This window comes from Burkholderia sp. BCC1985 (assembly GCF_905339915.1).
GTDB lineage: Bacteria > Pseudomonadota > Gammaproteobacteria > Burkholderiales > Burkholderiaceae > Burkholderia.
In genome coordinates this window covers 84,231-108,070 of sequence record NZ_CAJPGY010000001.1, presented here as the reverse complement: position 1 = coordinate 108,070, position 23,840 = coordinate 84,231, and the positions used below count along the sequence as shown (strand labels likewise).

Here is a 23,840-nt window from a genome sequence, read left to right as displayed (position 1 = left end):
CATGATCTATCCGTGGCAGACCGACGACTGGAACCGCCTGCAGCAACTGCGCGCGCAGTGGCCGCATGCGCTGCTGCTGCACGGCCAGGCCGGGATCGGCAAGCTGCAGTTCGCGCAGCATCTCGCGCAGGGCTTCCTGTGCGAGGCGCCGCAGCCGAACGGCGAGCCGTGCGGCACCTGCGCGGCCTGCACGTGGTTCGCGCAGGGCAACCATCCGGACTACCGGATCGTGCTGCCCGAGGCGCTCGCGGGCGAAGCGCCGGGCGCGGCCGACGACGCGAAGCCGGCCGACGCGGACGACGGCGGCAAGAAGACGCGCGCGCCGAGCAAGGAAATCAAGATCGAGCAGGTGCGTGCGCTGCTCGACTTCTGCGGGGTCGGTTCGCACCGCGGCGGCGCGCGCGTCGTCGTGCTGTACCCGGCCGAGGCGCTGAACGTCGCCGCGTCGAACGCGCTGCTGAAGACGCTGGAGGAGCCGCCGTCAGGCGTCGTGTTCCTGCTGGTGTCGGCGCGCATCGACCGGCTGCTGCCGACCATCATCAGCCGCTGCCGGCAGTGGCCGATGACCGTGCCGGCGCCCGACGCGGCCGCGGCGTGGCTTGCGGCGCAGGGCGTCGACGATGCGCGCGCGTTGCTCGCCGAAGCCGGCGGCGCGCCGCTCGCCGCGCTGGCGCTCGCGAGCGACGAGAACCGCCCGCTGCGCGATTTCACGCTCGGCCAGCTCGCCGCCGGCGCCGCGTGCGATCCGTTCGCGTGCGGCGAGACGCTGCAGAAGCTGCCGGTGCCGCTGGTGCTCGGCTGGCTGCAGCGCTGGCTGTACGATCTGCTCGCGCAGCGGATGGCGGGCGCGCCGCGCTACTTCCCGATGCAGGCGGCCGCGCTCGCGCGTTGCGCGGAAGCCGTCGACGCGAATGCGTTCGCACGCTTCATGAAGGCCGTGACGCGCCAGCGGACGGTCGAGAACCATCCGCTCAACGCCCGGCTCGTCTTCGAGGAACTGTTTCTCGGTTATCGGGAAATGTTCGCGTGAGCGCGTATTGTTTCCTTGAAGAGGGGAAACGGCTGCCGGCGAGCGCATGAGCGCCCGCCTTACGTATTCAGGAAACACGATGTTCGTCGATTCTCACTGCCACATCAATTTCAAGGGTCTCGCCGACCGCCTGCCGGCCGTGCTGGAGAACATGCGCGAGCACGACGTCACGCATGCGCTGTGCGTGTCGGTCGACTTCGAGACGCTGCCCGACGTGCTCGCGATCGCGCAGGCGCACGACAACGTGTACGCGTCGGTCGGCGTGCATCCGGACCACGAGGACGCACGCGAGCCGACGCTCGCGGAGCTGGTCGAGCTGGCCGCGCACCCGAAAGTCGTCGCGATCGGCGAGACGGGCCTCGACTACTACCGCCTCGAAGGCCGCTCGATCGCCGACATGGAATGGCAGCGCGAGCGCTTTCGCACGCATATCCGCGCGGCGACCGCGACGATGAAGCCGCTGATCATCCATACGCGCTCGTCGTCGGAAGACACGCTGCGGATCATGGCCGAGGAACGCGCGGACGTGCCGGGCGGCGTGATGCACTGCTTCACCGAGCCTTGGCCCGTCGCCGAGCAGGCGCTCGCGCAGAACTTCCATATCTCGCTGTCGGGGATCGTCACGTTCAAGAACGCGACCGACGTGCAGGACGTCGCGCGGCGGGTGCCGCTCGAGCGGCTGCTGATCGAGACCGACTCGCCGTACCTCGCGCCGGTGCCGTATCGCGGCAAGCCGAATGAACCTGCGTACGTCAGCCATGTCGGACGCTTTATCGCATCCGAGCGCGGCATCCCCGTCGAGGCGCTGGCCGATGCGACGACCCAGAACTTTTTCCGGCTGTTCAAGATCGCCCGCTAACGACGCGCGCCCAGCCGACAACCCAGGGAAGGAGCCCACAACAATGACGAAGCCGACCACATACCTGCCCAAGCGCGCCCTCGTCGCCGCCGCGCTCGTCGCGAGCGGCCTGTTTGCCGCCGCCGGCGCGCATGCCGAGTCGCTCGACGCGATCGTCAAGGCGGTCAAGTTCGACGACATCGCCGACATCGGCAAGCAGCTCAAGAGCGGCAAGCTCGATCCGAACACGATCGCACCGAACGGCGACCCGCTGCTCGTGATCGCCGCGCGCGAGAAGTCCGACAAGGTCGCCGCGGCGCTCGCCACGACGCCGAACGTCGACCTCGAGAAGGAAGACAAGGCCGGCGAGAACGCGCTGATGCTCGCGTCGCTGAACGGCGACGTCGGGCTCGTCAAGCTGCTGATCGACAAGGGTGCGGAAGTCAGCAAGAAGGGCTGGGCGCCGCTGCACTACGCGGCCACCAACGGCCAGGACGAGGTCGTCAAGGTCCTGCTCGACCATGACGCGTATATCGACACCGCGTCGCCGAACGGCACGACGCCGCTGATGATGGCCGCGCGCGGCAACCACGCGTCGACGGTCAACCTGCTGCTCGACCAGGGCGCCGATCCGCAGGTGAAGAACCAGCTCGGCATCACCGCGCTCGAGTTCGCGCAGCACTACAAGGCGCCGGATGCGATCGACATCCTGAGCAAGCGGACGGTGCGCGTCGGTGCATCGGCGCCGGCAGATGCGCAAAAGAGTGCAAAATGACGGTTTCGGCGCGGTGGTGCAGCGCCCGGCCGGCCGCAACCCGGCCGGCAGCGGGCGTCCGGCCGCCGCGCCGGTCAGCGCAGCAAGCGGCCCGAGGCCGCATTGACATAAGGAACACCATGTTGCGGGCTATGTTTTGTGCCGCGGCGTTTGCCGTGCCGTTGTCGGCGGCGGCTTTCACGGGCGCGGATCTCGACCGGCTGTGCGCGAAGACGGACGTCAAGTCGCGGGCGTCGTGCGCGGCCTACATCGAAGGCGCCGCCGATGGCGTCTACAACACGATCGACGCGATCGGCGGCACCACCGGGCCGCGCGTCGGGCAGTATTTCTGCCTGCCGCCCGACATCCGGGCGCAGCAGATGACCGACGCGGTGCGCAAGTACATCGCGGAGAACCCGAAGCTGGCCGACTACAACGCGAGCACCGCGGTGTCGCTCGGTCTCGGCAAGGCATTCCCCTGCAAGGGCGGCAGTTGATCTGACACCGGGTCCGGGCGCGCGCTGCCCGGACGTCGCCGACGCATCCAGGACGAGGCCGCCGCGCCTCATAACCGAAGCATCCCGGGCGCCGATGAATTCAATCGAGGAATTGCAGCGCATCGCCGATGCGCCGTTGCATTCGTGGTCCGGCACGCTGATCGTGTCGGTCATGGTCGTGCTGGTCGTCGTGATCGTGCACCGTCTCGGCGCACGCATCGTCAAGCGCATCGCGCAGCCGTATCCGCTGATGAGCGTGATCCTGCGCTACATCGACAAACCTTCGCTCGTCACGCTCGCGCTGCTTGCGCTCGAATTCCTGTGGATCCAGACGGACGAAGGCATGTCGTTCGTGGGTGGGATGCGCGCCGCGGCCGCGGTCGGCTCCATCGTATCGCTGACCTGGCTGCTGGTGCGGCTCGCGGCCGGCGTCGGCGACGCGATCATCCAGGCCCATCCGATGGATGCGGCCGACAACCTCCACGCGCGGCGCGTCCACACGCAGGCCAAGGTGCTCGTGCGGACCGTCATGGTGCTGATCGTGGTCATCGGCACGGGCGCCGCGCTGATGACGTTCCCGAACGTGCGCCAGGTCGGTGCGAGCCTGCTGGCGTCGGCCGGCGTCGCCGGCCTCGTCGCCGGTATCGCCGCGCGGCCGGTGCTCGGCAACCTGATCGCCGGGCTGCAGATCGCGCTCACGCAGCCGATCCGGCTCGACGACGTCGTCGTGATCCAGGGCGAGTGGGGCCGCATCGAGGAAATCACCGGCTCGTTCGTGTCGGTGCGGCTGTGGGACCAGCGCAGGCTGGTCGTCCCGTTGCAGTGGATCATCGAAAACCCGTTCACGAACTGGACGCGCCACAGCTCGGAGATCATCGGCACGGTCTACCTGTCGGTCGACTACCGCACGCCGCTCGCGCCGCTGCGCGAGGAGCTCGCGCGGCTCGTCCATGCGGCGCCCGAGTGGGACGGCCGCGTGCAGGTGCTGCAGGTGACCGATGCCACCGAGCGCACGATGCAGTTGCGCGCGCTCGTCAGTGCGGCCGACTCGTCGGCGTGCTGGGATCTGCGTTGCCGCGTGCGCGAGGGCTTGATCGCGTACCTGCAGGCGCGTTTCCCGCAATGCCTGCCGCGCAGCCGGATGGAACTGTATCCGCACGATTCGGCGCCGGGCGAGCCGAGCCCCGAACGGCCGCACGCGCGGCCGCCCGCCGCCAGCACGGCGGCCAACACCGCGGCCGATCCGAAGGCCACCGAAGGCCGCTGAACGCGCGCCGGTACCTGCTGCCATCACCTCCATGACCGCGCTGAAGACGCTTGCCATCGCCAACTACCGCTCGCTGCGCGAGCTGATCGTGCCGCTCGCGGCGCTCACCGTCGTCACCGGGCCGAACGGCAGCGGCAAGTCGAGCGTGTACCGCGCGCTGCGGCTGCTTGCCGACACCGCGCAGGGCCGCGTGATTCCGTCGCTCGCGCGCGAAGGCGGGCTGCCGTCGACGCTGTGGGCCGGCCCCGAGCGCTTTTCGCGCGCGATGCTGAGCGGCGACACGCCGGTGACCGGCACGGTGCGCAACGGACCGGTGAGCCTCAAGCTCGGTTTCGCCGGCGACGATTTCGGTTACGCGATTGATCTCGGCCTGCCGGTGAAGAACGATGCGTCGATGTTTCGTCTCGATCCGGTCGTGAAGCGCGAATGCATCTGGGGCGGCGCGCTGCTGCGGCCGTCGACGCTGCTGGTCGACCGCCAGGGCGCGCAGATTCGCGCGCGCGGCGGGTCGGGCGACTGGCACACGGTGCCGCAGCCGGTCGCGAGCTTCGACAGCATGATGACCGAGTTCGCCGATCCGGTCGGCGCGCCGGAGATGATCGCGGTGCGCGAGCGGATCCGGTCGTGGCGCTTCTACGATCATTTCCGGACCGATGCGCAGGCGCCGGCCCGGCAGTCGCAGATCGGCACCCACACGCCGGTGCTGGCGGACGACGGCGCCGACCTGGCCGCCGCGCTGCAGACGATCCGCGAAATCGGGGATGCCGCCGCGCTCGATGCCGCGATCGACGACGCGTTCCCCGGCGCATCGATCGACATCGACAATCCGGGCGGGCGCGGCCGCTTCGACGTGCTGATGCGCCAGCCGGGGCTGCTGCGGCCGCTGTCGGCCGCCGAACTGTCGGACGGCACGCTGCGCTACCTGCTGCTCGCGGCCGCGCTGCTGACGCCGCGCCCGCCCGCGCTGATGGTGCTGAACGAACCGGAGACGAGCCTGCACCCCGATCTGCTGCCGGCGCTCGGCCGCCTGATCGCGCAGGCTGCGCAGCGTTCGCAGGTGCTGGTCGTGTCGCACGCGGCGCGGCTCATCGCGACGCTCGAACGCGAGGCCGGCTGTGAGTCGCTGGTGCTCGACAAGCAGCTCGGCGCGACCGTGCTCGTCGATGCGGACACGCGCGACCTGCCGCCGTGGAAGTGGCCGTCGGGCCTGCGGCGCGAATGTATCCTGTCTGTAACAACACCCATAAAATGAAAGCCCGGTGCTTCCGGGCATCGGGATCGCGAATAATAATGCGATATCCGGCCGGCGCGATGCCGGCCGTGCGCTGCACGGAGGGGGGGTGTGCGCCAGCCCCCGTGCCGGCCGACCGAGGACACAGGAGACGTGGACCATGAGAATTGCCCAGATCGCCCCGCTGACCGAATCCGTGCCGCCGAAGCTGTACGGCGGCACGGAGCGCGTCGTGTCCTACATCACCGAGGCGCTCGTCGACCTCGGCCATGACGTGACGCTGTTCGCCAGCGGCGATTCGACGACCCGGGCCAGGCTCGAACCGGTATGGCCGCGCGCGCTGCGGCTCGATGCGTCGATCCGCGACCGCGTCGCACCGCACATGCTGCTGATGGAGACGGTCGCGCGCCGCGCGAAGGACTTCGACGTGCTCCATTTCCACATGGACTACTACTCGTTTTCGGTCTTCAACCGGCAGGACACGCCGTTCGTGACGACGCTGCACGGCCGGCTCGACCTGCCCGAGCAGCAGCCGGTGTTCGACACGTTCAACACCGCGCCGGTGATCTCGATCTCGAATTCGCAGCGCCAGCCGCTGCCGCAGGCGAAATGGCAGACGACCGTGTACCACGGGCTGCCCGACACGCTGTACCTGCCGCAACCCGTCGAGCCGCGCTATCTCGCGTTCCTCGGCCGCATCTCGCCGGAGAAGCGGGTCGACACCGCGATCCGCATCGCGCACCAGTGCGGGCTGCCGATCCGGATCGCCGCGAAGATCGACGCGGCGGACCAGGAGTACTTCGAACGGGAGATCAAGCCGCTGTTCGCGCTGCCGCACGTCGAATACATCGGCGAGATCGCCGACCACGAGAAGGCCGAATTCCTGTCGGGCGCGCATGCGCTGCTGTTTCCGATCGACTGGCCTGAGCCGTTCGGGCTGGTGATGATCGAGGCGATGTCGTGCGGCACGCCGGTGATCGCGTTCAATCGCGGCGCGGTGCCGGAGGTGGTGGACGAGGGCGTGTCGGGCTTCATCGTCGAGGACGAGATCAGCGCGGTGGCCGCCGTGAACCGGCTGCACCTGCTGCCGCGCGCACGCGTGCGGCGGCGCTTCGAGGAGCGCTTCACGTCGCGGCGGATGGCGCAGCAGTACGTCGACGTGTACCAGTCGCTGATTCGTGCGCAAAAGCGCTCGCGCTTCAAGGTGATCGATTCGACGACCTGACGCGCGGCGCGTGCGGATAAAAGAACGGCGATGTCCGCGAGGACATCGCCGTTTGCACATCGCCCGCGCGCGGCGCGCACGGACGAGGACGCCGCGGCGTCAGATCTTCAGCTTCGTGACCTTCGTGCCGTTGATCGACACGTCGCCCATCAGGCCGGCGTTGGTCAGCACGATGACCTGGACCGGCGCGGTGGCCGTGTTGGAGTCGACCGCGCCGTTCGCGCCCATCTTCACGAGCGCGACCGATGCGCCGGCGCCGGCAGCCCAGCCGTCCGAGCCGCGGAATTCGTCGAGCGCTTCCTGCGTCATGAACAGGAACACGATCGCCTTCGACTGCGCACCGGCCTGCAGGCCGACCGACAGCGACGACGTGTTGTAGTAGCCGACCGTGCTGCCGCCGACGCGCAGCGCGCCGTTGCCCGACTGGCCGCCGACGATGAAGCCGGCCTGCAGCACGTCCGGGAACACGAGCACGCCGCGCGACTTCGCGACGAGTTCACGCGAACCCTTGACCGTGGAATACATGCGCGACAGCGTGGCGTCGACGCTCGAATCGATCGCCTGACGCTTCGACGCGTTGGTCGCGGCGTTGTCGGGCTTGTCGGGGGTAGTGGTGCAACCGGTGAGCGCAAGGCTGCCGACGACGAGCGCAGCGGCGGCTTTCAGCACAAGGTTCCGTTTTTGCATCGTTCTTCTCCATCGGATGACGTTCGGAGTGAGTCTCGCTCACGGAGCGGATCACGTCGGCAGTTATATCACAACGGATTACAACCCCATTTCGTGCGCGCATGAAAAGGCGCCGAATCGTTTTGCGGTGTCGCGGCGCACCAACGGACGGACCGGCGCGCGCACGGCGATATGTCGCTACATCGCGCGACGGCCGGGGTCGGCGGAAAGGCGGTGAGGGCAGGTGCAGGTCAGTGCGTGACGGGCGGCGCCGGCGGGGTCGGCGGCTTGATCGGCGGGCGCCGCAACGCGCGGCGGATCAGCGCGATCACGACCCCGCACGCGAACAGGAACGCGGCCGGCACGACCCAGTAGCCGACGAACGCGTGCCACAGATAACCGGCGAGCGTGTTGCGGCGCACGACGTATTCGTCGCGGGCCGCCTGCTGGCGTGCCGCGTTGGCGGCCAGCACGTCGGCCGGGCAGCCGGCCGCGCGCGCCGCGTCAGGATCGCCGTGGCACTTCGTGGCGGCGCCGGCCGCCTGCTGCGCATCGGTGAGCTGCCAGGTGGTCAGCGCGAGTTGCAGGTCGGCCTTGTTGTACGCCATTTCCTCGCGGATCTCGCGCACGGCGACGATCGCGACGGGCACGGCCCAGAACACGATCACGATCAGCCAGCGGCGGAACCAGCGGTGTTGTCTCCATGCCATCCATGCCTCCGTTTGACGCGGTGTGCGCGTCCGTCTCGAGGGCGGCCCGATGGCGCTTCTTGTACTTGGATGGGCCGCGTTGCAGCCATCATAGAAGAAATCGCGGCGAATTGCCGCACCATATGGCGGCATTTGTACGGCGTGCTGGGGAAGCGGGGCGGGCAGGCGGCGCAGCAGGTCGCGACGACGGCAGCGACGGTGCCGCCGGCCGGCGCGGCGACGCATTCCACGTCATCGCGTGCGTCGATGCGCGTGCAACGAAAACAAAAATGCCGCGCCCGCCGAAGCGGTACGCGGCATTCGTGCGGGAGCGCCGGAACTCAGGCGGCCGGCTGGCTGCTCAGGCAGCTCTTCATGAACGCCTTGCGGTCGTCGCCCTTCTTGTCGGCGGCCTGGGTGTTGCACGCCTTCATCTTTTCCTGCTGCGACATCTTCTTCGCGGGCTTGGCCGACAGGCAGTCCTTCATGAACGCCTTGCGTTCATCGCCCGTCTTGCCGGCGGCCTGCGTGTTACAGGCCTTCATCTTGTCCTGCTGGCTGTTCGCCGCGAAAGCGGGGGAAGCCAGCATGCCGCCGAGAAGCACTGCGGCTACGAGCGATTGGATTTTCATTTCGACACTCCCATGGGGTGAATTGCGTTTTATATCGACGCCGTCACGAAGCCCGGCGCAACGGGAACAGGGCCACATCACGCCGCGCGCTCCGATTATGGCAAATCAATGTGAAAACACCAAAACGGCATTCCTATAACGCGGCGGGCGACGTGGCCGTTGACGGCGTGCGTCCCGCGGCGATCGGGACTAACCATGATGCGCGGCGTCCGGTGCCGGCCGTATCTACCGGATGCCGGCCGCGAGCCATTACAATCGCGGCCATGAATACTCCGAACCCCGCATCCCCTTCGTCCGCGCCGGCCCTGCCGCGCATCGCCGTACTCGCCACCGGCGGCACGATCGCCGGCGCCGCGCCCGACGCCGCCAGCACGGCCGGCTATCAGGCCGGCGCGCTCGGCGTCAATTTCCTGCTCGACGCGGTGCCGGCGCTCGCGTCGGTCGCGCGCATCGATGCCGAGCAGGTCGCCAGCATCGACAGCAAGGATCTCGCGCTGCCGCTGTGGAATACGCTCGCCGCGCGAATCGACGCGCTGATGGCCGATCCGGCGATCGACGGCATCGTGATCACCCACGGCACGGACACGCTCGAGGAAACCGCCTACGCGCTGCATCTGGTCGTGACCGGCGACAAGCCGGTCGTGCTGACGGCCGCGATGCGGCCGGCCACCGCGCTGTCGTCCGACGGCCCGCTGAACCTGCTGAACGCGGTGACCGTCGCCGCTCACCCGGCCGCGCGCGGGCAGGGCGTGCTCGTCGCGTTCAACAACCGGATCCACGGCGCACGCGACGTCGTGAAGACGAGCACCTACGCGGTCGATGCGTTCCAGTCGCCGGAACTGGGCGCGCTCGGCTGGGTGCAGGACGGCCGCGTCGAATTCGCGCGCCGCGTGACGCGCGCGCGCGATGCGCGACTGGCGATCGCCGCGGCGTGGCCGCCGGTCGAAGTCGTCGCGAGCTATGCGGGCGTGACGCGCACGGCCGTCGATGCGCTCGTCGCGGCCGGCGTGCGCGGCCTCGTCGTCGCGGGCACCGGCAACGGGTCGATCCATGCGACGCTGCAGGCGGCGCTCGCCGATGCGGTGAAGGCGGGCGTCGCCGTGGTGCGTGCGTCGCGCGTTGGCTCGGGGCACGTGATGCGCAACGGCGCCGCGAACGACGACGCGCTCGGTTTCGTGAGCGCCGGGTCGCTGAGCCCGTTCAAGGCACGCGTGCTGCTGATGCTCGCGCTCGCGAACGGGATTCACGAGCGCGACGCGCTGCAACGCGCATTCGACACGCTGTGACCGCTGGCCGCCGATCGGGCGGCGCGCGGCGTGCATGAAAAAACAGCGCCTCGTGAACGGTTTGCGCAGCAGATTCGACTGCTCGCCCGCGGCGAGCCTGCCACCCTGATGCCAAAAAGACGAAACCCCACGCTCCGAAAAACGTGGGGTTCGTCAGCAGTCCGGGCAGGCCATTGGCCTGCCTTTTTTGCGTCAGTGCCGCGCGAATGCTCAGGACTGCGGCGGAATCACGAGCTTCTGGCCCGGATAGATCCGGTCCGGGCTCGACAGCATCGGCTTGTTCGCCTCGAAGATCGCCGGGTACTTGTTCGCGTCGCCGTACACTTCCTTCGCGATCGCCGACAGCGTGTCGCCCGGCTTCACGTCGTGGTACTGAACTTCCTGATCGTCCGGCTGCAGGTCGTCGTCGTTGACGCCCGCGACGCCTTGCACGTTGCCGGCCGCGACCTTGACCTTCGCCTTCGTGTCGAGATCGGCAACGCTGCCCGACAGCGTGACGGTGCGCGACGCGCCGTCGAACGCGACGCTCAGGTTCGACGTGTCGAGACCTTGCGTGCCGATGTAGTTCTTGATCGCGTCGGCCGCGGTCTGGTTCGCGGCATTCGGATCTTCCGCTGCTTGCGCATCGGCGTGACCCAGCAGTTTTTCACCCGCCTCTTTGATAAACGAAAGAAGACCCATCGCTGCACTCCCTAGGTGGTTGAAAAGAAAACGCGCCGTGAAGTGGCGAAAAAAACACCGCGCTGGGCGCGCTCACCGGAGCGAGCGCCAAGCGCGGCGGTTTTCTCGAAAGGCGTGGCGAAAGTGTAGGCGTTCAGCGCGACGATTGCATGAAAAATCGCACGCTTGAACGTAAAGAAATGTAATACGCGAAATCCGACAGGCGGACACCCGACGACGACGTCTGACCGACCAAGGCTTCCCCGGCGCCGCCGGGTGCCGCTGCGGACCCCACCACGCCGCTCTCAGCCCAGAGCGGCGTTTTTCGCCCCGTCGCGCACGCGTTTCGGCGATACGCGGCGGGGCGCCCCACCGTGATGCGCGCATCGTCGCGCATCAATGCGACCGGCCGTGACCGGATCGCTTGTATTCGTCGCGCGCGTTCCGCCGTTGCAGCGAAACGCGCGTCGTTGCGTCCGCGTTACGCGGCCGGCGTCTGGCCGATCTCGAAGTTCGACATGATCTCGAGCGCACGCACGAGTGCCGAGTGATCCCATGCCTTGCCGCCGTGCGATGCGCACACGCTGAACAGCTGCTGCGCGCTCGCCGTATGCGGCAGCGCGAGGCCGAGCTTGCGTGCGCCGTCGAGCGCGAGGTTCAGGTCCTTCTGGTGCAGCTCGATGCGGAAGCCCGGATCGAACGTGCGCTTGGTCATGCGCGCGCCGTGTACTTCGAGGATGCGCGACGCGGCGAAGCCGCCCATCAGCGCCTGGCGCACGCGCTCCGGATCGGCGCCCGAGCGTGCGGCGAACAGCAGCGCTTCGCCGACCGCCTCGATGTTCAGCGCGACGATGATCTGGTTCGCGACCTTGCAGGTCTGGCCCGCGCCGTTCTCGCCGACGAGCGTGATGTTCTTGCCCATCTTCTCGAACAGCGGCTTCGCGCGTTCGAACGCCTTCTCCGGGCCGCCGACCATGATCGTCAGCGTCGCTTCGCGCGCGCCGACTTCGCCGCCGGACACCGGCGCGTCGAGGTAGTCGCAGCCGAGCGCGTTGATCTGCTTCGCGAATTCCTGCGTGTCGAGCGGCGAGATCGAGCTCATGTCGATCACGAGCTTGCCGGCGCTCAGGCCCTTCGCGACGCCGTCGTCGGCGAACAGCACGTTACGCACGTCCGGCGTGTCCGGCACCATCGCGATGATGATGTCGGCGTTCTGCGCGACTTCGGTCGAGTTCGCGACGACCTTCGCACTCGCGCGCAGGTCGTCGGGAATCGGGAACGCACCGTTCACGACGAGCTGATGATCGCCCTTGAGCAGGTTGCGCGCCATGTGCGCGCCCATGATGCCGAGGCCGATGAAACCGATGGTTGCCATGTGAAAGTCTCCTATAGGGCTGAAAACGGGAAGAGCGGATCTCAGGCGGCGCGACGCGCCGAGCCCGGTGCGCAGCCGGCGACGCTTTGCAGCCAGCCGAGCCCTTCCGTCGTGGTGGTGCGGGGCTTGTATTCGCAGCCGACGTAGCCGGCATAGCCGAGCCGGTCGAGCAGCGCGAACAGGAACGCGTAGTTGATCTCGCCCGTACCCGGCTCGTTGCGGCCCGGGTTGTCCGCGAGCTGGACGTGGCCGATCGAGGCGAGGTTGCGTTCGATCGTCGCGGCCAGTTCGCCTTCCATGCGCTGCATGTGATAGATGTCGTACTGCAGGAACAGGTTGTCCGAGCCGACCGCGCGGATCACGTCGAGCCCTTCGGACGAGCGGTTCAGCGCGAAGCCCGGGATGTCGAAGCCGTTGCACGGCTCGACCAGCAGGCGGATGCCTTCGCGCTTCAGTGCGTCGGCGGCGAAGCGCAGGTTGTCGACGATCGTGACGAAGGTCTTGTCGCGCGCGGTGCTCGCCGACGGGATGCCGACGAGGCAGTTCAGTTGCGGCACCTTGAGCGCCTTTGCGTACTCGATCGCACGGCCGACACCTTCCTGGAACTCGCCGACACGATCGGGCAGGCACGCGATGCCGCGCTCGCCCTGGTCCCAGTTGCCGGCCGGCAGGTTGTGCAGCACGAGGCGCAGGCGGTGTGTCTCGAGCCGCTCGGCGAGTTCCTCTTTCGCGTACGGGTACGGGAACAGGAACTCGACGGCGTCGAAGCCCGCGTCCGCGGCCGCCTTGAAGCGGTCGAGGAACGGCACTTCGTTGAACAGCATGGTCAGGTTTGCAGCAAACTTCGGCATGAGCTAAGCCTCTTCGGTCGGTCAGTCAAAAAATGGCGTGCGGATCAGTCGAGCATCGAGATCGCGGTCGGTGCGTGCTCGGCCTTTTCGGCGAGCTCTTCGAATTCGTTGATCGCGTCGATTTCGGTGCCCATCGAGATGTTCGTCACGCGCTCGAGGATCACTTCGACGACGACCGGCACGCTGAATTCTTCCGCGAGCGTTTGCGCCTGGCGCAGCGCCGGCTCGATCTCTTCCGGCTTGAACACGCGCAGCGCCTTGCAGCCGAGGCCTTCGGCCACCGCCACGTGATCGACGCCATAGCCGTTCAGCTCCGGTGCGTTGACGTTGTCGAACGCGAGCTGCACGCAGTAGTCCATGTCGAACGCGCGCTGGGCCTGGCGGATCAGGCCGAGGTACGAGTTGTTCACGACGACGTGCACGTACGGCAGCTTGAATTGCGCGCCGGCGGCCAGCTCCTCGATCATGAACTGGAAGTCGTAGTCGCCGGACAGCGCGACGATCGGACGGCGCGGGTCGGCCGCACGCACACCGAGCGCGGCGGGGATCGTCCAGCCGAGCGGGCCGGCCTGGCCGCAGTTGATCCAGTTGCGTGCCTTGAACACGTGCAGGAACTGCGCGGCGGCGATCTGCGACAGGCCGATCGTGCTGACGTAGCAGGTATCGCGGCCGAACACCTTGTTCATCTCTTCGTACACGCGCTGCGGCTTGACCGGCACGTTGTCGAAGTGGGTCTTGCGCTGCAGCGTGCGCTTGCGTTCCTGGCACTCGGACACCCACGCGCTGCGGTCCTTCAGCTTGCCGGCGGCCTTCCATTCCTGCGCGACCGCGACGAACAGCTCGAGTGCGGCCTTCGCGTCGGACACGATGCCGAGATCCGGGCCGAACACGCGGCCGATCTGGGTCGGCTCGATGTCGACGTGCACGAACTTGCGGCCCTTCGTGTAGACCTCGACGCTGCCCGTGTGGCGGTTCGCCCAGCGGTTGCCGATGCCGAGCACGAAGTCGGACGCGAGCATCGTCGCGTTGCCGTAGCGATGCGACGTCTGCAGGCCGACCATGCCGGCCATCAGCGGGTGGTCGTCCGGAATCGCGCCCCACGACATCAGCGTCGGGATCACCGGCACGCCGATCGTTTCGGCGAATTGCACGAGCAGGTCTTCGGCCGCTGCGTTGAGCACGCCGCCGCCCGACACGATCAGCGGCTTGTCCGCGTCGTTGAGCATCGCGAGCGCCTTCTCGATCTGCGCGCGGGTCGCCGCGGGCTTGTAGACCGGCAGCGGTTCGTACGTGTCGATGTCGAACTCGATTTCGGCGAGCTGCACGTCGATCGGCAGGTCGACCAGCACCGGGCCCGGACGGCCCGAGCGCATCAGGTGGAACGCCTGCTGGAACACGCGCGGCACGAGCGCCGGCTCGCGCACGGTGACGGCCCACTTGGTGACGGGCTTCGCGATCGACTCGATGTCGACGGCCTGGAAGTCTTCCTTGTACAGGCGCGCACGCGGCGCCTGGCCCGTGATCGCGAGGATCGGAATCGAGTCGGCCGATGCCGAGTAGAGGCCGGTGATCATGTCGGTGCCGGCGGGGCCCGACGTGCCGATGCACACGCCGATGTTGCCCGGTGCGGCACGCGTGAAGCCTTCGGCCATGTGCGACGCGCCTTCGACGTGGCGCGCCAGCACGTGGCTGATGCCGCCCGACTTGCGCATCGCGGAATAGAACGGGTTGATTGCTGCGCCCGGCACGCCGAACGCGGTCTGGATGCCTTCCTTCTCGAGCACGAGTACGGCTGCGTCGACGGCTCTCATCTTGGCCATGAATGTCTCCTTGGATAGTTGGATCTTGCGAATCGGTCTGTTGGGAACACTTTAGGGACGCAAGAAAGGTTTGATAAGATCAGCCGAAGTCGCTTATTTCGAAACTAAAAGTATGGAATGACGGCCGGACGGGGCTTCCCGCCGGTGTCGGAGCCGGGACGGAGACGGGAAATGGATCGTTTCAAGCAGATCGAGACGTTCGTGCGGGTCGCGGACGCGGGCAGCCTCGCGGCGGCCGCGCTCGAGGAGGGCGTGTCGCCGGTGGTGCTCGGGCGGCGCATCGACGCGCTCGAGAAGCGCCTCGGCGTGAAGCTGATGTACCGCTCGACGCGCCGGCTGGTGGTCAGCGAGGAGGGCGCCGCGTTCCTCGAGCGCTGCCGCGGGCTGCTGTCCGAATGGGACCAGGCCGAGAACGAGCTGGCCGCCGGGCGGCGCGCGGTCAGCGGGCATCTGATCGTGTCGGCGCCGGCCGCGTTCGGCCGCAAGCACGTCGCGCCGCACGCGCCCGGTTTCCTCGTCGACAAGCCGGAAATGCAGCTATCGTTCAACCTGACCGACCGCGTCGTCGATCTCGTGCGCGAAGGCTACGACCTGTCGATCCGGATCGGCGGCTCGGTCGATCCGAACTTCGTCGCGGTGAAGCTCGCGTCGAACCGGCGCGTCGTGTGCGGTACGCCCGACTATTTCCGCAAGCACGGCCGGCCGAAGTCGCTCGACGACCTGCTGAAGCACAACTGTCTCGCGTTCAACCTGCAGGGCGGCCAGAACCGCGGCTGGTATTTCCAGCGCCACGGCAAGATCGTGACGATGCGGGTGGCCGGCAATCTCGACTGCAACGACGGCGAGCTGCTGCATCGCTGGGTCGCGGAAAGCCTCGGGCTCGGCTGGCGCTCGACTTGGGAAATCGCCGCGCAGCTCGAAACGGGCGAACTCGAAACCGTGCTCGACGAATTCGCGCTGCCGGACTACGACATCCTCGCGGTCTATCCGCAGCAGCGCTACGTGCCCGCGCGCGTGCGCTACTTCATCGACTACCTGCGCGAAGCGTATGCGCGCCCCGGCTACTGGAACAGCACGCCGTAACGGGCGCGGCGGTTTCCGGCATTTTTTTGCGCATCATCGGCTTCGTGCGGGAATAAACTCGACGCAGCGGCGGTAAGGTCATCGAGAGCGCCCGCTGCCGGTCTGTCCGGGCACCGGACGCGGAACGGGCGCGGCTTCGGCCGCCGGGACCAGGGAGGTCATGTGGGGCAAGCCGGACAGGCGGTCGACGAACGGGCGGAGGACGACGCGGTCGCGCGCGGCGAACGGTTTCGCGTGCTCGTGCTGCCGCATCTCGACGCCGCGTACAACCTCGCGCGCTGGCTGAGCGGCAATGCGGGCGACGCGGACGATGTCGTCCAGGACGCGTGCATGCGCGCGCTGCGTTTCGTCGACTCGTGCCGCGGCGACAACGCGCGGCCGTGGCTGCTGACGATCGTGCGCCACACCTGGTACACCGAGTGGCGCCGCCGCGCCCACGCACACGAGGTCGCGCTGCCCGACACGCTCGACGACACGGAGGTGCCGGACGACTGGCAGCCGGCGACGGAGGATCCGCTCACGCACCTGTTGCGCGGCGAGAACGTTCGGCTGGTGAACGCGGCGCTCGCGAAGCTGCCGCCCGAATACCGCGAGGTGCTGGTGCTGCGCGAGATGGAGGATCTGAGCTATCGCGAGATCGCGGCGATCGCCGACGTACCGGTCGGCACCGTGATGTCGCGACTCGCGCGCGGCCGGCGTCGGCTCGCCGCGCTGCTGGCCGGCACGCAGGCGCCGGCACCCGAACCCGCGCCGGGACGTGCGTCGGCAAGCGGAACCGCATCGGAGGCGATCGATGGACTGTAACGAAGCGCGCGCATTGCTGGACGCGGACGTCGACCGCGAGCTGTCGGCGCCCGATGCGTTGCGCGTCCAGCGGCATGTCGAAGGGTGCGACGCGTGCCGCCGCGAACGCGAGCGGATCGTCGCGCTCGGGCGCGCCGTGCGGCAGGCCGATTATCACCGCGCGCCGGAGGCGCTGCGCGCGAGCATCCTCGCGGCGCTGCCGCGGGCCCAGCCTCGGCCGACCGGTCGCCGCTGGTTCGCGTGGCTGGGCGGGCGCGGCGCGGCGGCTCGCCCGGCGTCGGCCGGACCGGGGGCGGGCGTCGCCGCGCTGCCCGGGCTCGGCTGGGGCGTCGCGCTGCTGGTCGCGCTCGCGGCGGCGGCCGGGATGGCGCTGTCCGCCCGCCACGCCGCAACCGACCAGACGGTCGACGAACTGGTCGCGAGCCACGTGCGCGCCGGCCTGTCGGCGCGCGACATCGACGTGATCTCGACCGACCGGCATACGGTCAAGCCGTGGTTCAACGGCCGGCTCGACTATGCGCCGCCGGTCGAGGACCTGTCGGCGAGCGGCTTCCCGCTCGCAGGCGGCCGGCTCGACTACGTCGGGCGGCGCCGCGTCGCGGTGCTCGTGTACCGCTATCGTCAGCACGTGATCGACGTGTACGTGCAGCCGGCAGGCGTCGGGCGGAAGGCCGCGCCGTACGCGACCGTGTCGCAGGGCTACGCGCTCGACCGCTGGGAGGCGGCCGGGATGACGTGGTGGGCCGTGACCGACGCCGAGCCGTCGGCGCTGGCCGCGTTCAGGACGGCGCTCGACGCGCGGCTGGGCGGGGCGCGCGTCGAGTGACGGCGGGCCGCGTCGCCGGCCCGCAGGCGCGCGCCCGACACTCCGCCCCCATTTCCGAACGGTCGCGCCGACGGCGGCTTCAGCTGCCGGCGCCATTCAAGTCGTTGAAAACATGGCCGAATCCGGTCGGGAATCGTCGATCGGTATTGCACGCGCCCCGTATCCGGGTTAGAATTTTCGGCTTCTCACTTGCCACACCGGTTCAGACGCCCGGGTGGCTTTAATCCACAAGGAGTGTGTAATGCGTCATTACGAAATCGTATTCATCGTGCACCCCGATCAGAGCGAGCAAGTGCCCGCGATGATCGAGCGTTACAAGACCACGATCACGACGCACGGCGGCCAGATCCACCGTGTCGAAGACTGGGGCCGTCGCCAGCTGGCCTACATGATCGAGAAACTCGCGAAGGCTCACTACGTCTGCATGAACATCGAGTGCGACCAGACGACGCTCGACGAACTCGAACACGCGTTCAAGTTCAACGACGCCGTGCTGCGCCACCTCATCGTCAAGATGAAGAAGGCCGAGACCGGCCCGTCGCCGATGATGAAGGAAGTTCAGCGCGAAGAAGCCAAGAAGGCGGCTGCAGCTCAGCCGACCGAAGCGCAGGCTTAAGTTCGTCACTCATTAAGCCATCAAGGAGCGCGTCACTCACGTGAACAGGTTGCAATTGACGGCGAGCGTCGTCGAACGCGCACCGGTGCGATATACGCCGGCGGGTGTTCCGATCGCAAGCGCCACGTTGCATCACCGCACGGAAGTCGTCGAAGCAGGCATTCCCCGTCAGGTCGAAATGACGATCGAGGCGGTGGCGGCCGGTGAGGCGAGCGGCAAGCTGGAGCGTCGTGAAATGGGCGTCGAAACGCTGTTCACGGGCTTCCTGGCAAAGAAAAGCCGCAACGCGAGAACCTTGGTGTTTCACATCACTGCATTGCAGGACATAGGAAAGGACTGAAATCATGGCCCGCCCGACTGGTAAGAAATTCGACAAGCGTCGTCAGCAACAAAACCCGCTCTTCAAGCGCAAGAAGTTCTGCCGTTTCACGGCTGCCGGCGTCGAGCAGATCGACTACAAGGACACGGAAACGCTGAAGGACTTCATCGGCGAAAACGGCAAGATCACGCCGGCGCGTCTGACGGGTACGAAGGCGCACTATCAGCGTCAGCTCGACACGGCAATCAAGCGTGCGCGTTTCCTCGCGCTGCTGCCGTACACCGATCAGCACAAGGCGTAACTCGGCGACGCCATAAGGAGAATTCGAATGCAAATCATTCTGTTGGAAAAAGTCGCCAATCTGGGCAACCTCGGCGATATCGTCAAGGTCAAGGACGGTTACGCTCGCAACTTCCTGATCCCGAACCGCAAGGCTCGCCGTGCAACGAAGGAAGCGATCGCCGAATTCGAAGTTCGCCGCGCTGAACTCGAAAAGATCGCCGCTGAAAAGCTGGCAGCATCGCAGGCAGTCGGCGAGAAGCTGAACGGCCAGTCGTTCGAAATCACGCAGAAGTCGGGCGTCGACGGCCGTCTGTTCGGCTCGGTCACGAACGGCGACGTCGCGGAACTGCTGAAGAAGGCAGGTTTCGAAGTCGAGAAGCTGCAAGTTCGCATGCCGGAAGGCCCGCTGAAGATGATCGGCGAGCACGTCGTTCAGATCGCGCTGCACACGGACGTCGTCGTCGACGTCACGATCAACGTGATCGGCGACCACGCGTAAGCGTATGCAAGCTTTCCGGGCGGCTTCCGCCGTCCGGACAAGGGCAGGCGCCCGGGCAACCGGGGCCTGCCTTTTTTATTGCCCGATCGCCGGAGCGGTAGCGCTGCTGCGATCTATTCGCGATAATCCCAACCCATGAACGCGCCGCAAGATCCTCAAATCGAATCGCTGAAAGTCCCGCCGCATTCGGTCGAAGCCGAGCAGTCGGTGCTCGGCGGCCTGTTGCTCGACAACGCGGCATGGGACCGGATTGCCGATTTCCTGTCGCAGGGCGACTTCTATCGCTACGACCACCGGATCATCTACGAGCACATCGGCCGGCTGATCGCGTCGACGCGCCCGGCCGACGTCGTGACCGTGTACGAAGCGCTGACCACGTCCGGCAAGGCCGACGACGTCGGCGGCCTCGCGTACCTGAACGCCCTCGCGCAGAACACGCCGAGCGCCGCGAACATCCGCCGCTACGCGGAAATCGTGCGCGACCGCGCGGTGCTGCGCCGGCTCGTGTCGGTCGCCGACGAAATCTCGGCCGACGCGTTCAATCCGCAGGGCAAGGAAGTTCGCCAGCTGCTCGACGAGGCCGAGTCGAAGGTGTTCTCGATCGCCGAAGAGGGCGCGCGCGGCAACCAGGGCTTCCTCGAGATCGGGCCGCTGCTCACGCAGGTCGTCGAGCGCATCGACACGCTGTATCACACCGCGAACCCGAGTGACGTCACGGGCACGCCGACGGGCTTCGTCGACCTCGACCGGATGACGTCCGGGATGCACGGCGGCGAACTGATCATCGTTGCCGGAAGACCGTCAATGGGAAAAACGGCCTTTTCCATGAACATCGGCGAATACGTCGCTGTCGAGTACGGGCTGCCGGTCGCGGTGTTCTCGATGGAAATGCCGGGCACCCAGCTCGTGATGCGTATGCTCGGCTCGATCGGGCGGCTCGACCAGCACCGGATGCGTACCGGCCGCCTGACGGACGAGGACTGGCCGAAGCTGACGCACGCGGTGCAGAAGATGAGCGAGGCGCAGCTCTTCATCGACGAGACGGGCGGCCTGAACCCGATGGAATTGCGCTCGCGCGCGCGGCGTCTCGCACGTCAGTGCGGCAAGCTCGGCCTGATCATCGTCGACTACCTGCAGCTGATGTCGGGTTCGTCGCAGGGCGAGAACCGTGCGACCGAAATTTCCGAAATCTCGCGATCGCTGAAGAGCCTGGCAAAGGAGCTGGACGTGCCGGTGATCGCGCTGTCGCAGCTGAACCGCGGGCTGGAGCAGCGTCCGAACAAGCGTCCGGTGATGTCGGATTTGCGTGAATCGGGCGCAATCGAACAGGATGCGGACGTGATCCTGTTCATCTACCGTGACGAGGTCTACAACCCGGACAGCCCGGACAAGGGCACGGCCGAAATCATCATCGGCAAGCAGCGTAACGGCCCGATCGGACCCGTTCGGCTCACGTTTCTGGGTCAATACACGAAGTTCGACAACTTTGCGGGGGCGCAGAACTTCTACGGCGAGTAACACTTCTACGCCGGTTGTAAACCCTTATTTCGCCAAGCGTTGTATCCAATCCCGGCGCGCGCATATGCGCGCGTCGCGGCGCAACCGAAAACGGTACAATATCGCCCGTTTTCGTGACAGTCGTTTGACAATCTCTCAGGAATCCCATGTTCGGTCGATTCATGCCCACCGAGGGCAAGTTCTTTGAACTCTTCAACGCGCACGCGAAGCACATCGTTTCCGGTGGCCGCGAGCTCGAACTGCTGATCGACAATCTCGCCGACGCCGAGATTCACAAGCAAAACGTGCAGACCGCCGAGAAGGCCGCTGACAAGCTGACGCATGAAGCGATCGATCTGCTGCACAAGACCTTCATCACGCCGCTCGATCGCGACGAGATCCACAAGCTGATCACGACGATGGACGACATCCTCGACCTGATGGAAGACGTCGCGACGGCCGTGTCGCTGTACGACGTGCAGTCCGTCACGTCCGAGGCGAGCCAGCTCGCGCACATCGTCACGCAGTCGGCGCAGCACGTGCAGCAGGCCGTCGGATTGCTGTCCGACATGAAGCAGTCGGCGCAGATCCTCAAGCAGTGCGAGGAGATCGACCGCTGGGAGTCGGAGGCCGATCGCGTGCTGCGCGCGGCGATGTCGAAGCTGTTCCGCGAGGAAGACGACGTGAAGACGCTCATCAAGCTGAAGGCGATCTACGAACTGCTCGAAGAGATCACCGACAAGTGCGAGGACGTCGCGAACATCATCGAAGGCATCGTGCTGGAAAACGCCTGAGCGGACCACGATGCATTCGATACAACTCGCCCTATGGATGGTCGCGACGCTGGTGCTCGTCGCGCTCGTATTCGACTTCATGAACGGCTTCCACGACGCGGCGAACTCGATCGCCACCGTCGTGTCGACCGGGGTGCTGAAGCCCCAGCAAGCCGTGGTGTTCGCGGCCGCGTTCAACGTCATCGCGTATTTCATCTTTCACCTGAAAGTCGCCCAGACTGTCGGTAAAGGCACGATCGATCCCGAGATCGTCGACCACTATGTCGTGTTCGGCGCGCTGGTCGGTGCGATCGGCTGGAACGTGATCACGTGGTACTACGGGATTCCGTCGAGCTCGTCGCACGCGCTGATCGGCGGCCTCGTCGGCGCGGCGCTCGCGAAGTCGGGCTGGAGCTCGCTGAACATCGACGGTCTGCTGAAGACGATTGCGTTCATCTTCATTTCGCCGCTGCTCGGTTTCATCCTCGGCTCGCTGTTCATGCTCGGCGTGTCGTGGCTGTATTTCCGCACCGCACCCAGCAAGGTCGACCGGCGCTTCCGGCGGCTCCAGCTGCTGTCGGCCGGCCTGTACAGCCTGGGCCACGGCGGCAACGACGCACAGAAGACGATCGGCATCATCTGGATGCTGCTGATCGCGTCGGGCTATGCGTCGGCGACGTCCGATGCGCCGCCCGCGTGGGTGATCGGCGCGTGCTACCTGTCGATGGGGCTCGGCACGCTGTTCGGCGGCTGGCGCATCGTGCGCACGATGGGCCAGAAGATCACGAAGCTCAAGCCGGTCGGCGGTTTCTGTGCCGAAAGCGGCGGGGCGATCACGCTGTTCATCGCGTCGTTCCTCGGCATTCCGGTGTCGACCACGCACACGATCACCGGTGCGATCGTCGGCGTCGGCGCCACGCAGAAGCTGTCGGCCGTCCGCTGGGGCGTCGCCGGCAACATCGTCTGGGCGTGGGTGCTGACGCTGCCGGCGGCCGCGCTGTTCGCGGCCGGCGGATGGTGGCTCGGGCACCAGATCTTCTGATATCGACGCTGTCGGGTCGACACGCGCAATGCGCCGCACACCGAAAGGTTGCGGCGCATTTTCTTTGCGCGGTCGGGAAAGGGGCGGCGCACGGCGGGGCCACCGCCGGGGATGCGCCGGATCAGTAACTGCCGTTCGCGAAGCGGGCGATCGGATCGTCGGCGGTGGCGGTGCGCGGGCTGACCGGCGCGGATTGCGTCGAAGCGCGCAACACTTGAACGGGCTCGGTGTCGCGCAGCGACGGCGCGGCGGCCGCGGGCGGCGGTTCCGCGTCGAACGCGGCAGCCTGGGCGGCCGTCAGCGCGGTGGTCGGAATCTGCGTGCCGGTCTCGGTGGGGCCAGTCGGCCCCGGATTCGCCGTCGTGGCGGTCATGTCGCCATTCACGGACGTTGCCTGCTGCTGCGCGGTCAGCACGCGCGGCGGCGGTTCGTACGGATCGGCGGCGGGGGCGGTTGCCGCGGCCGTCGGGGCAACCGCCGCGGTCGAGACGACCGCCGCGGGCGACGGCGCGACGCCCGCCTGAGACGCGGCATACGCAGAGGCAGGCCGCCGCGACGCGGCTGCCGCGACGACAGGCGCCGCCGCCGGCGCATCGCGCCGCGCCTCGTAGGTCGGCGCATCGAACGGCCCGGGCGCACCGCGCGGCGGCGCGACGCGGCGAATGCCGTCGAAGCGCTTGGCCCAGTACGGGTTCGTCAGGTAGTCGAGCCGCACGGTGCCGCCGGTCGACGGCGCGTTGACGAAACGCAGCTTGCCGACATAGATGCCGACGTGCGAATGCGGGCGTCCGGTCGTATTGAAGAAGATCAGGTCGCCCGGCGCGACCTGGTCGGGGTCGATCGACACGCCGCGGCTGCTCATGTCGGCGGTCGTGCGCGGCAGGTCCACGTCGGCCGCGCGGCCGATCACGTAACGCACCAGGCCGCTGCAGTCGAAGCCGCTCGTCGGCGTGTTGCCGCCCCAGCGGTACGGCACGCCGACGAGGCTCATTGCCTGGATCGAGATCTCTTCCTGGCCGACGCTGTGGTCGACGAATTTCGGGAAATTGGCGGGTGCCGGGAAGGCGCGCGGCGTCGTGATGTTCATGCCGGAGGTGCGCGAGGCCGACTGCGGCGGCACGCTGGAGCAGGCCGAGAGCAGTGAAACGACGGCGACGGGAACCCAGATTCGAAGCATGACAAGGTGGACGAGCGCAGCGCGCTCGCGAATCGTATGACAACAGACAGACCCGATGGTAGACGTTCCGGCGGGGCTTAGGCAACCATTCCTGAGAATTT

At 67.3% G+C, this 23,840-nt stretch carries 26 protein-coding genes; 18 read left to right on the top strand and 8 right to left on the bottom strand.

Annotated elements, in window-relative coordinates:
* Position 1: 1 nt before the first annotated feature.
* From U4Z31_RS00520 to U4Z31_RS00490, 7 genes are all read left to right on the top strand, one after another.
* A complete protein-coding gene (locus tag U4Z31_RS00520) occupies positions 2–1,030 on the top strand; it encodes a DNA polymerase III subunit delta' (protein ID WP_044843650.1) in 1,029 nt (342 codons plus the stop codon).
* A 79-nt stretch (positions 1,031–1,109) separates the two neighbouring features.
* Positions 1,110–1,889 (top strand): TatD family hydrolase, encoded by a 780-nt coding sequence (locus U4Z31_RS00515; RefSeq protein WP_044843649.1) that lies wholly within the window; start codon positions 1,110–1,112, stop codon positions 1,887–1,889.
* 43 nt (positions 1,890–1,932) lie between these two features.
* Positions 1,933–2,643: an ankyrin repeat domain-containing protein gene (locus tag U4Z31_RS00510; protein WP_321809175.1), complete on the top strand. Its 711-nt coding sequence runs from the start codon at positions 1,933–1,935 to the stop codon at positions 2,641–2,643.
* Positions 2,644–2,762: 119 nt separating this feature from the next.
* Positions 2,763–3,119 (top strand): Rap1a/Tai family immunity protein, encoded by a 357-nt coding sequence (locus tag U4Z31_RS00505; RefSeq protein ID WP_044843647.1) that lies wholly within the window; start codon positions 2,763–2,765, stop codon positions 3,117–3,119.
* A 94-nt stretch (positions 3,120–3,213) separates the two neighbouring features.
* Positions 3,214–4,386, top strand: coding sequence for a mechanosensitive ion channel family protein (locus U4Z31_RS00500; protein WP_044843646.1), 1,173 nt, complete (start codon positions 3,214–3,216; stop codon positions 4,384–4,386).
* A 31-nt stretch (positions 4,387–4,417) separates the two neighbouring features.
* Complete coding sequence (locus U4Z31_RS00495; protein WP_321809174.1) at positions 4,418–5,638, top strand: AAA family ATPase; 1,221 nt, start codon at positions 4,418–4,420, stop codon at positions 5,636–5,638.
* A 139-nt stretch (positions 5,639–5,777) separates the two neighbouring features.
* Positions 5,778–6,842 carry a glycosyltransferase family 4 protein gene (locus U4Z31_RS00490; RefSeq protein ID WP_044843644.1) on the top strand — a complete coding sequence of 355 codons (1,065 nt, stop codon included), beginning with the start codon at positions 5,778–5,780 and terminating at the stop codon, positions 6,840–6,842.
* Positions 6,843–6,941: 99 nt separating this feature from the next.
* Here the strand turns inward: U4Z31_RS00490 and U4Z31_RS00485 are convergent, their stop codons facing one another.
* The 3 genes from U4Z31_RS00485 to U4Z31_RS00475 form a co-directional block, all read right to left on the bottom strand.
* Positions 6,942–7,529, bottom strand: a complete 588-nt coding sequence (locus U4Z31_RS00485; protein WP_044843643.1) for a YSC84-related protein — start codon at positions 7,527–7,529, stop codon at positions 6,942–6,944.
* A gap of 230 nt (positions 7,530–7,759) precedes the next feature.
* A complete protein-coding gene (locus U4Z31_RS00480) occupies positions 7,760–8,218 on the bottom strand; it encodes a membrane protein (protein ID WP_044843642.1) in 459 nt (152 codons plus the stop codon).
* Positions 8,219–8,538: 320 nt separating this feature from the next.
* Entirely contained in the window at positions 8,539–8,829 is a 291-nt protein-coding gene (locus U4Z31_RS00475; RefSeq protein ID WP_044843641.1) for a PsiF family protein, read from the bottom strand.
* A 263-nt stretch (positions 8,830–9,092) separates the two neighbouring features.
* On the opposite strand from U4Z31_RS00475, the gene U4Z31_RS00470 reads away from it, so the two are divergent.
* A complete protein-coding gene (locus tag U4Z31_RS00470; protein ID WP_321809173.1) occupies positions 9,093–10,115 on the top strand; it encodes an asparaginase in 1,023 nt (340 codons plus the stop codon).
* 210 nt (positions 10,116–10,325) lie between these two features.
* Here the strand turns inward: U4Z31_RS00470 and lysM are convergent, their stop codons facing one another.
* The 4 genes from lysM to gcl form a co-directional block, all read right to left on the bottom strand.
* On the bottom strand, positions 10,326–10,796 hold the full coding sequence (lysM, locus tag U4Z31_RS00465; RefSeq protein ID WP_044843639.1) for a peptidoglycan-binding protein LysM: 471 nt from the start codon (positions 10,794–10,796) through the stop codon (positions 10,326–10,328).
* A gap of 460 nt (positions 10,797–11,256) precedes the next feature.
* On the bottom strand, positions 11,257–12,150 hold the full coding sequence (locus U4Z31_RS00460) for a 2-hydroxy-3-oxopropionate reductase (RefSeq protein ID WP_044843638.1): 894 nt from the start codon (positions 12,148–12,150) through the stop codon (positions 11,257–11,259).
* 41 nt (positions 12,151–12,191) lie between these two features.
* Entirely contained in the window at positions 12,192–13,001 is an 810-nt protein-coding gene (gene hyi / locus U4Z31_RS00455; RefSeq protein WP_124520198.1) for a hydroxypyruvate isomerase, read from the bottom strand.
* A 44-nt stretch (positions 13,002–13,045) separates the two neighbouring features.
* A complete protein-coding gene (gene gcl, locus U4Z31_RS00450) occupies positions 13,046–14,821 on the bottom strand; it encodes a glyoxylate carboligase (RefSeq protein WP_044843636.1) in 1,776 nt (591 codons plus the stop codon).
* Positions 14,822–14,992: 171 nt separating this feature from the next.
* Here gcl and U4Z31_RS00445 point away from each other — a divergent pair, with 171 nt between their 5' ends.
* From U4Z31_RS00445 to U4Z31_RS00400, 10 genes are all read left to right on the top strand, one after another.
* On the top strand, positions 14,993–15,904 hold the full coding sequence (locus U4Z31_RS00445; protein WP_321809172.1) for a LysR substrate-binding domain-containing protein: 912 nt from the start codon (positions 14,993–14,995) through the stop codon (positions 15,902–15,904).
* Positions 15,905–16,066: 162 nt separating this feature from the next.
* Positions 16,067–16,708 (top strand): RNA polymerase sigma factor, encoded by a 642-nt coding sequence (locus tag U4Z31_RS00440; RefSeq protein WP_044843634.1) that lies wholly within the window; start codon positions 16,067–16,069, stop codon positions 16,706–16,708.
* Positions 16,698–17,534, top strand: coding sequence for an anti-sigma factor (locus U4Z31_RS00435; protein ID WP_321809171.1), 837 nt, complete (start codon positions 16,698–16,700; stop codon positions 17,532–17,534). The genes U4Z31_RS00440 and U4Z31_RS00435 overlap by 11 nt, the downstream gene beginning before the upstream one ends.
* Positions 17,535–17,775: 241 nt before the next feature.
* The gene (gene rpsF, locus U4Z31_RS00430) at positions 17,776–18,150 is read left to right on the top strand and encodes a 30S ribosomal protein S6 (RefSeq protein ID WP_006755436.1); all 375 of its coding nucleotides are present in this window, start codon (positions 17,776–17,778) and stop codon (positions 18,148–18,150) included.
* Between the two features lie 40 nt (positions 18,151–18,190).
* Complete coding sequence (priB, locus tag U4Z31_RS00425) at positions 18,191–18,490, top strand: primosomal replication protein N (RefSeq protein ID WP_031399239.1); 300 nt, start codon at positions 18,191–18,193, stop codon at positions 18,488–18,490.
* Positions 18,491–18,494: 4 nt separating this feature from the next.
* Entirely contained in the window at positions 18,495–18,770 is a 276-nt protein-coding gene (rpsR, locus tag U4Z31_RS00420; RefSeq protein WP_004193360.1) for a 30S ribosomal protein S18, read from the top strand.
* A gap of 27 nt (positions 18,771–18,797) precedes the next feature.
* Entirely contained in the window at positions 18,798–19,250 is a 453-nt protein-coding gene (rplI, locus tag U4Z31_RS00415) for a 50S ribosomal protein L9 (protein ID WP_059449913.1), read from the top strand.
* Positions 19,251–19,385: 135 nt separating this feature from the next.
* Positions 19,386–20,768, top strand: a complete 1,383-nt coding sequence (locus tag U4Z31_RS00410) for a replicative DNA helicase (RefSeq protein ID WP_044847233.1) — start codon at positions 19,386–19,388, stop codon at positions 20,766–20,768.
* A gap of 146 nt (positions 20,769–20,914) precedes the next feature.
* Complete coding sequence (locus tag U4Z31_RS00405) at positions 20,915–21,541, top strand: DUF47 domain-containing protein (RefSeq protein ID WP_044847234.1); 627 nt, start codon at positions 20,915–20,917, stop codon at positions 21,539–21,541.
* A 10-nt stretch (positions 21,542–21,551) separates the two neighbouring features.
* Positions 21,552–22,562 carry an inorganic phosphate transporter gene (locus tag U4Z31_RS00400; RefSeq protein ID WP_044847235.1) on the top strand — a complete coding sequence of 337 codons (1,011 nt, stop codon included), beginning with the start codon at positions 21,552–21,554 and terminating at the stop codon, positions 22,560–22,562.
* Positions 22,563–22,683: 121 nt separating this feature from the next.
* Here the strand turns inward: U4Z31_RS00400 and U4Z31_RS00395 are convergent, their stop codons facing one another.
* The gene (locus tag U4Z31_RS00395) at positions 22,684–23,739 is read right to left on the bottom strand and encodes a C40 family peptidase (RefSeq protein ID WP_321809170.1); all 1,056 of its coding nucleotides are present in this window, start codon (positions 23,737–23,739) and stop codon (positions 22,684–22,686) included.
* Positions 23,740–23,840 lie beyond the last annotated feature (101 nt).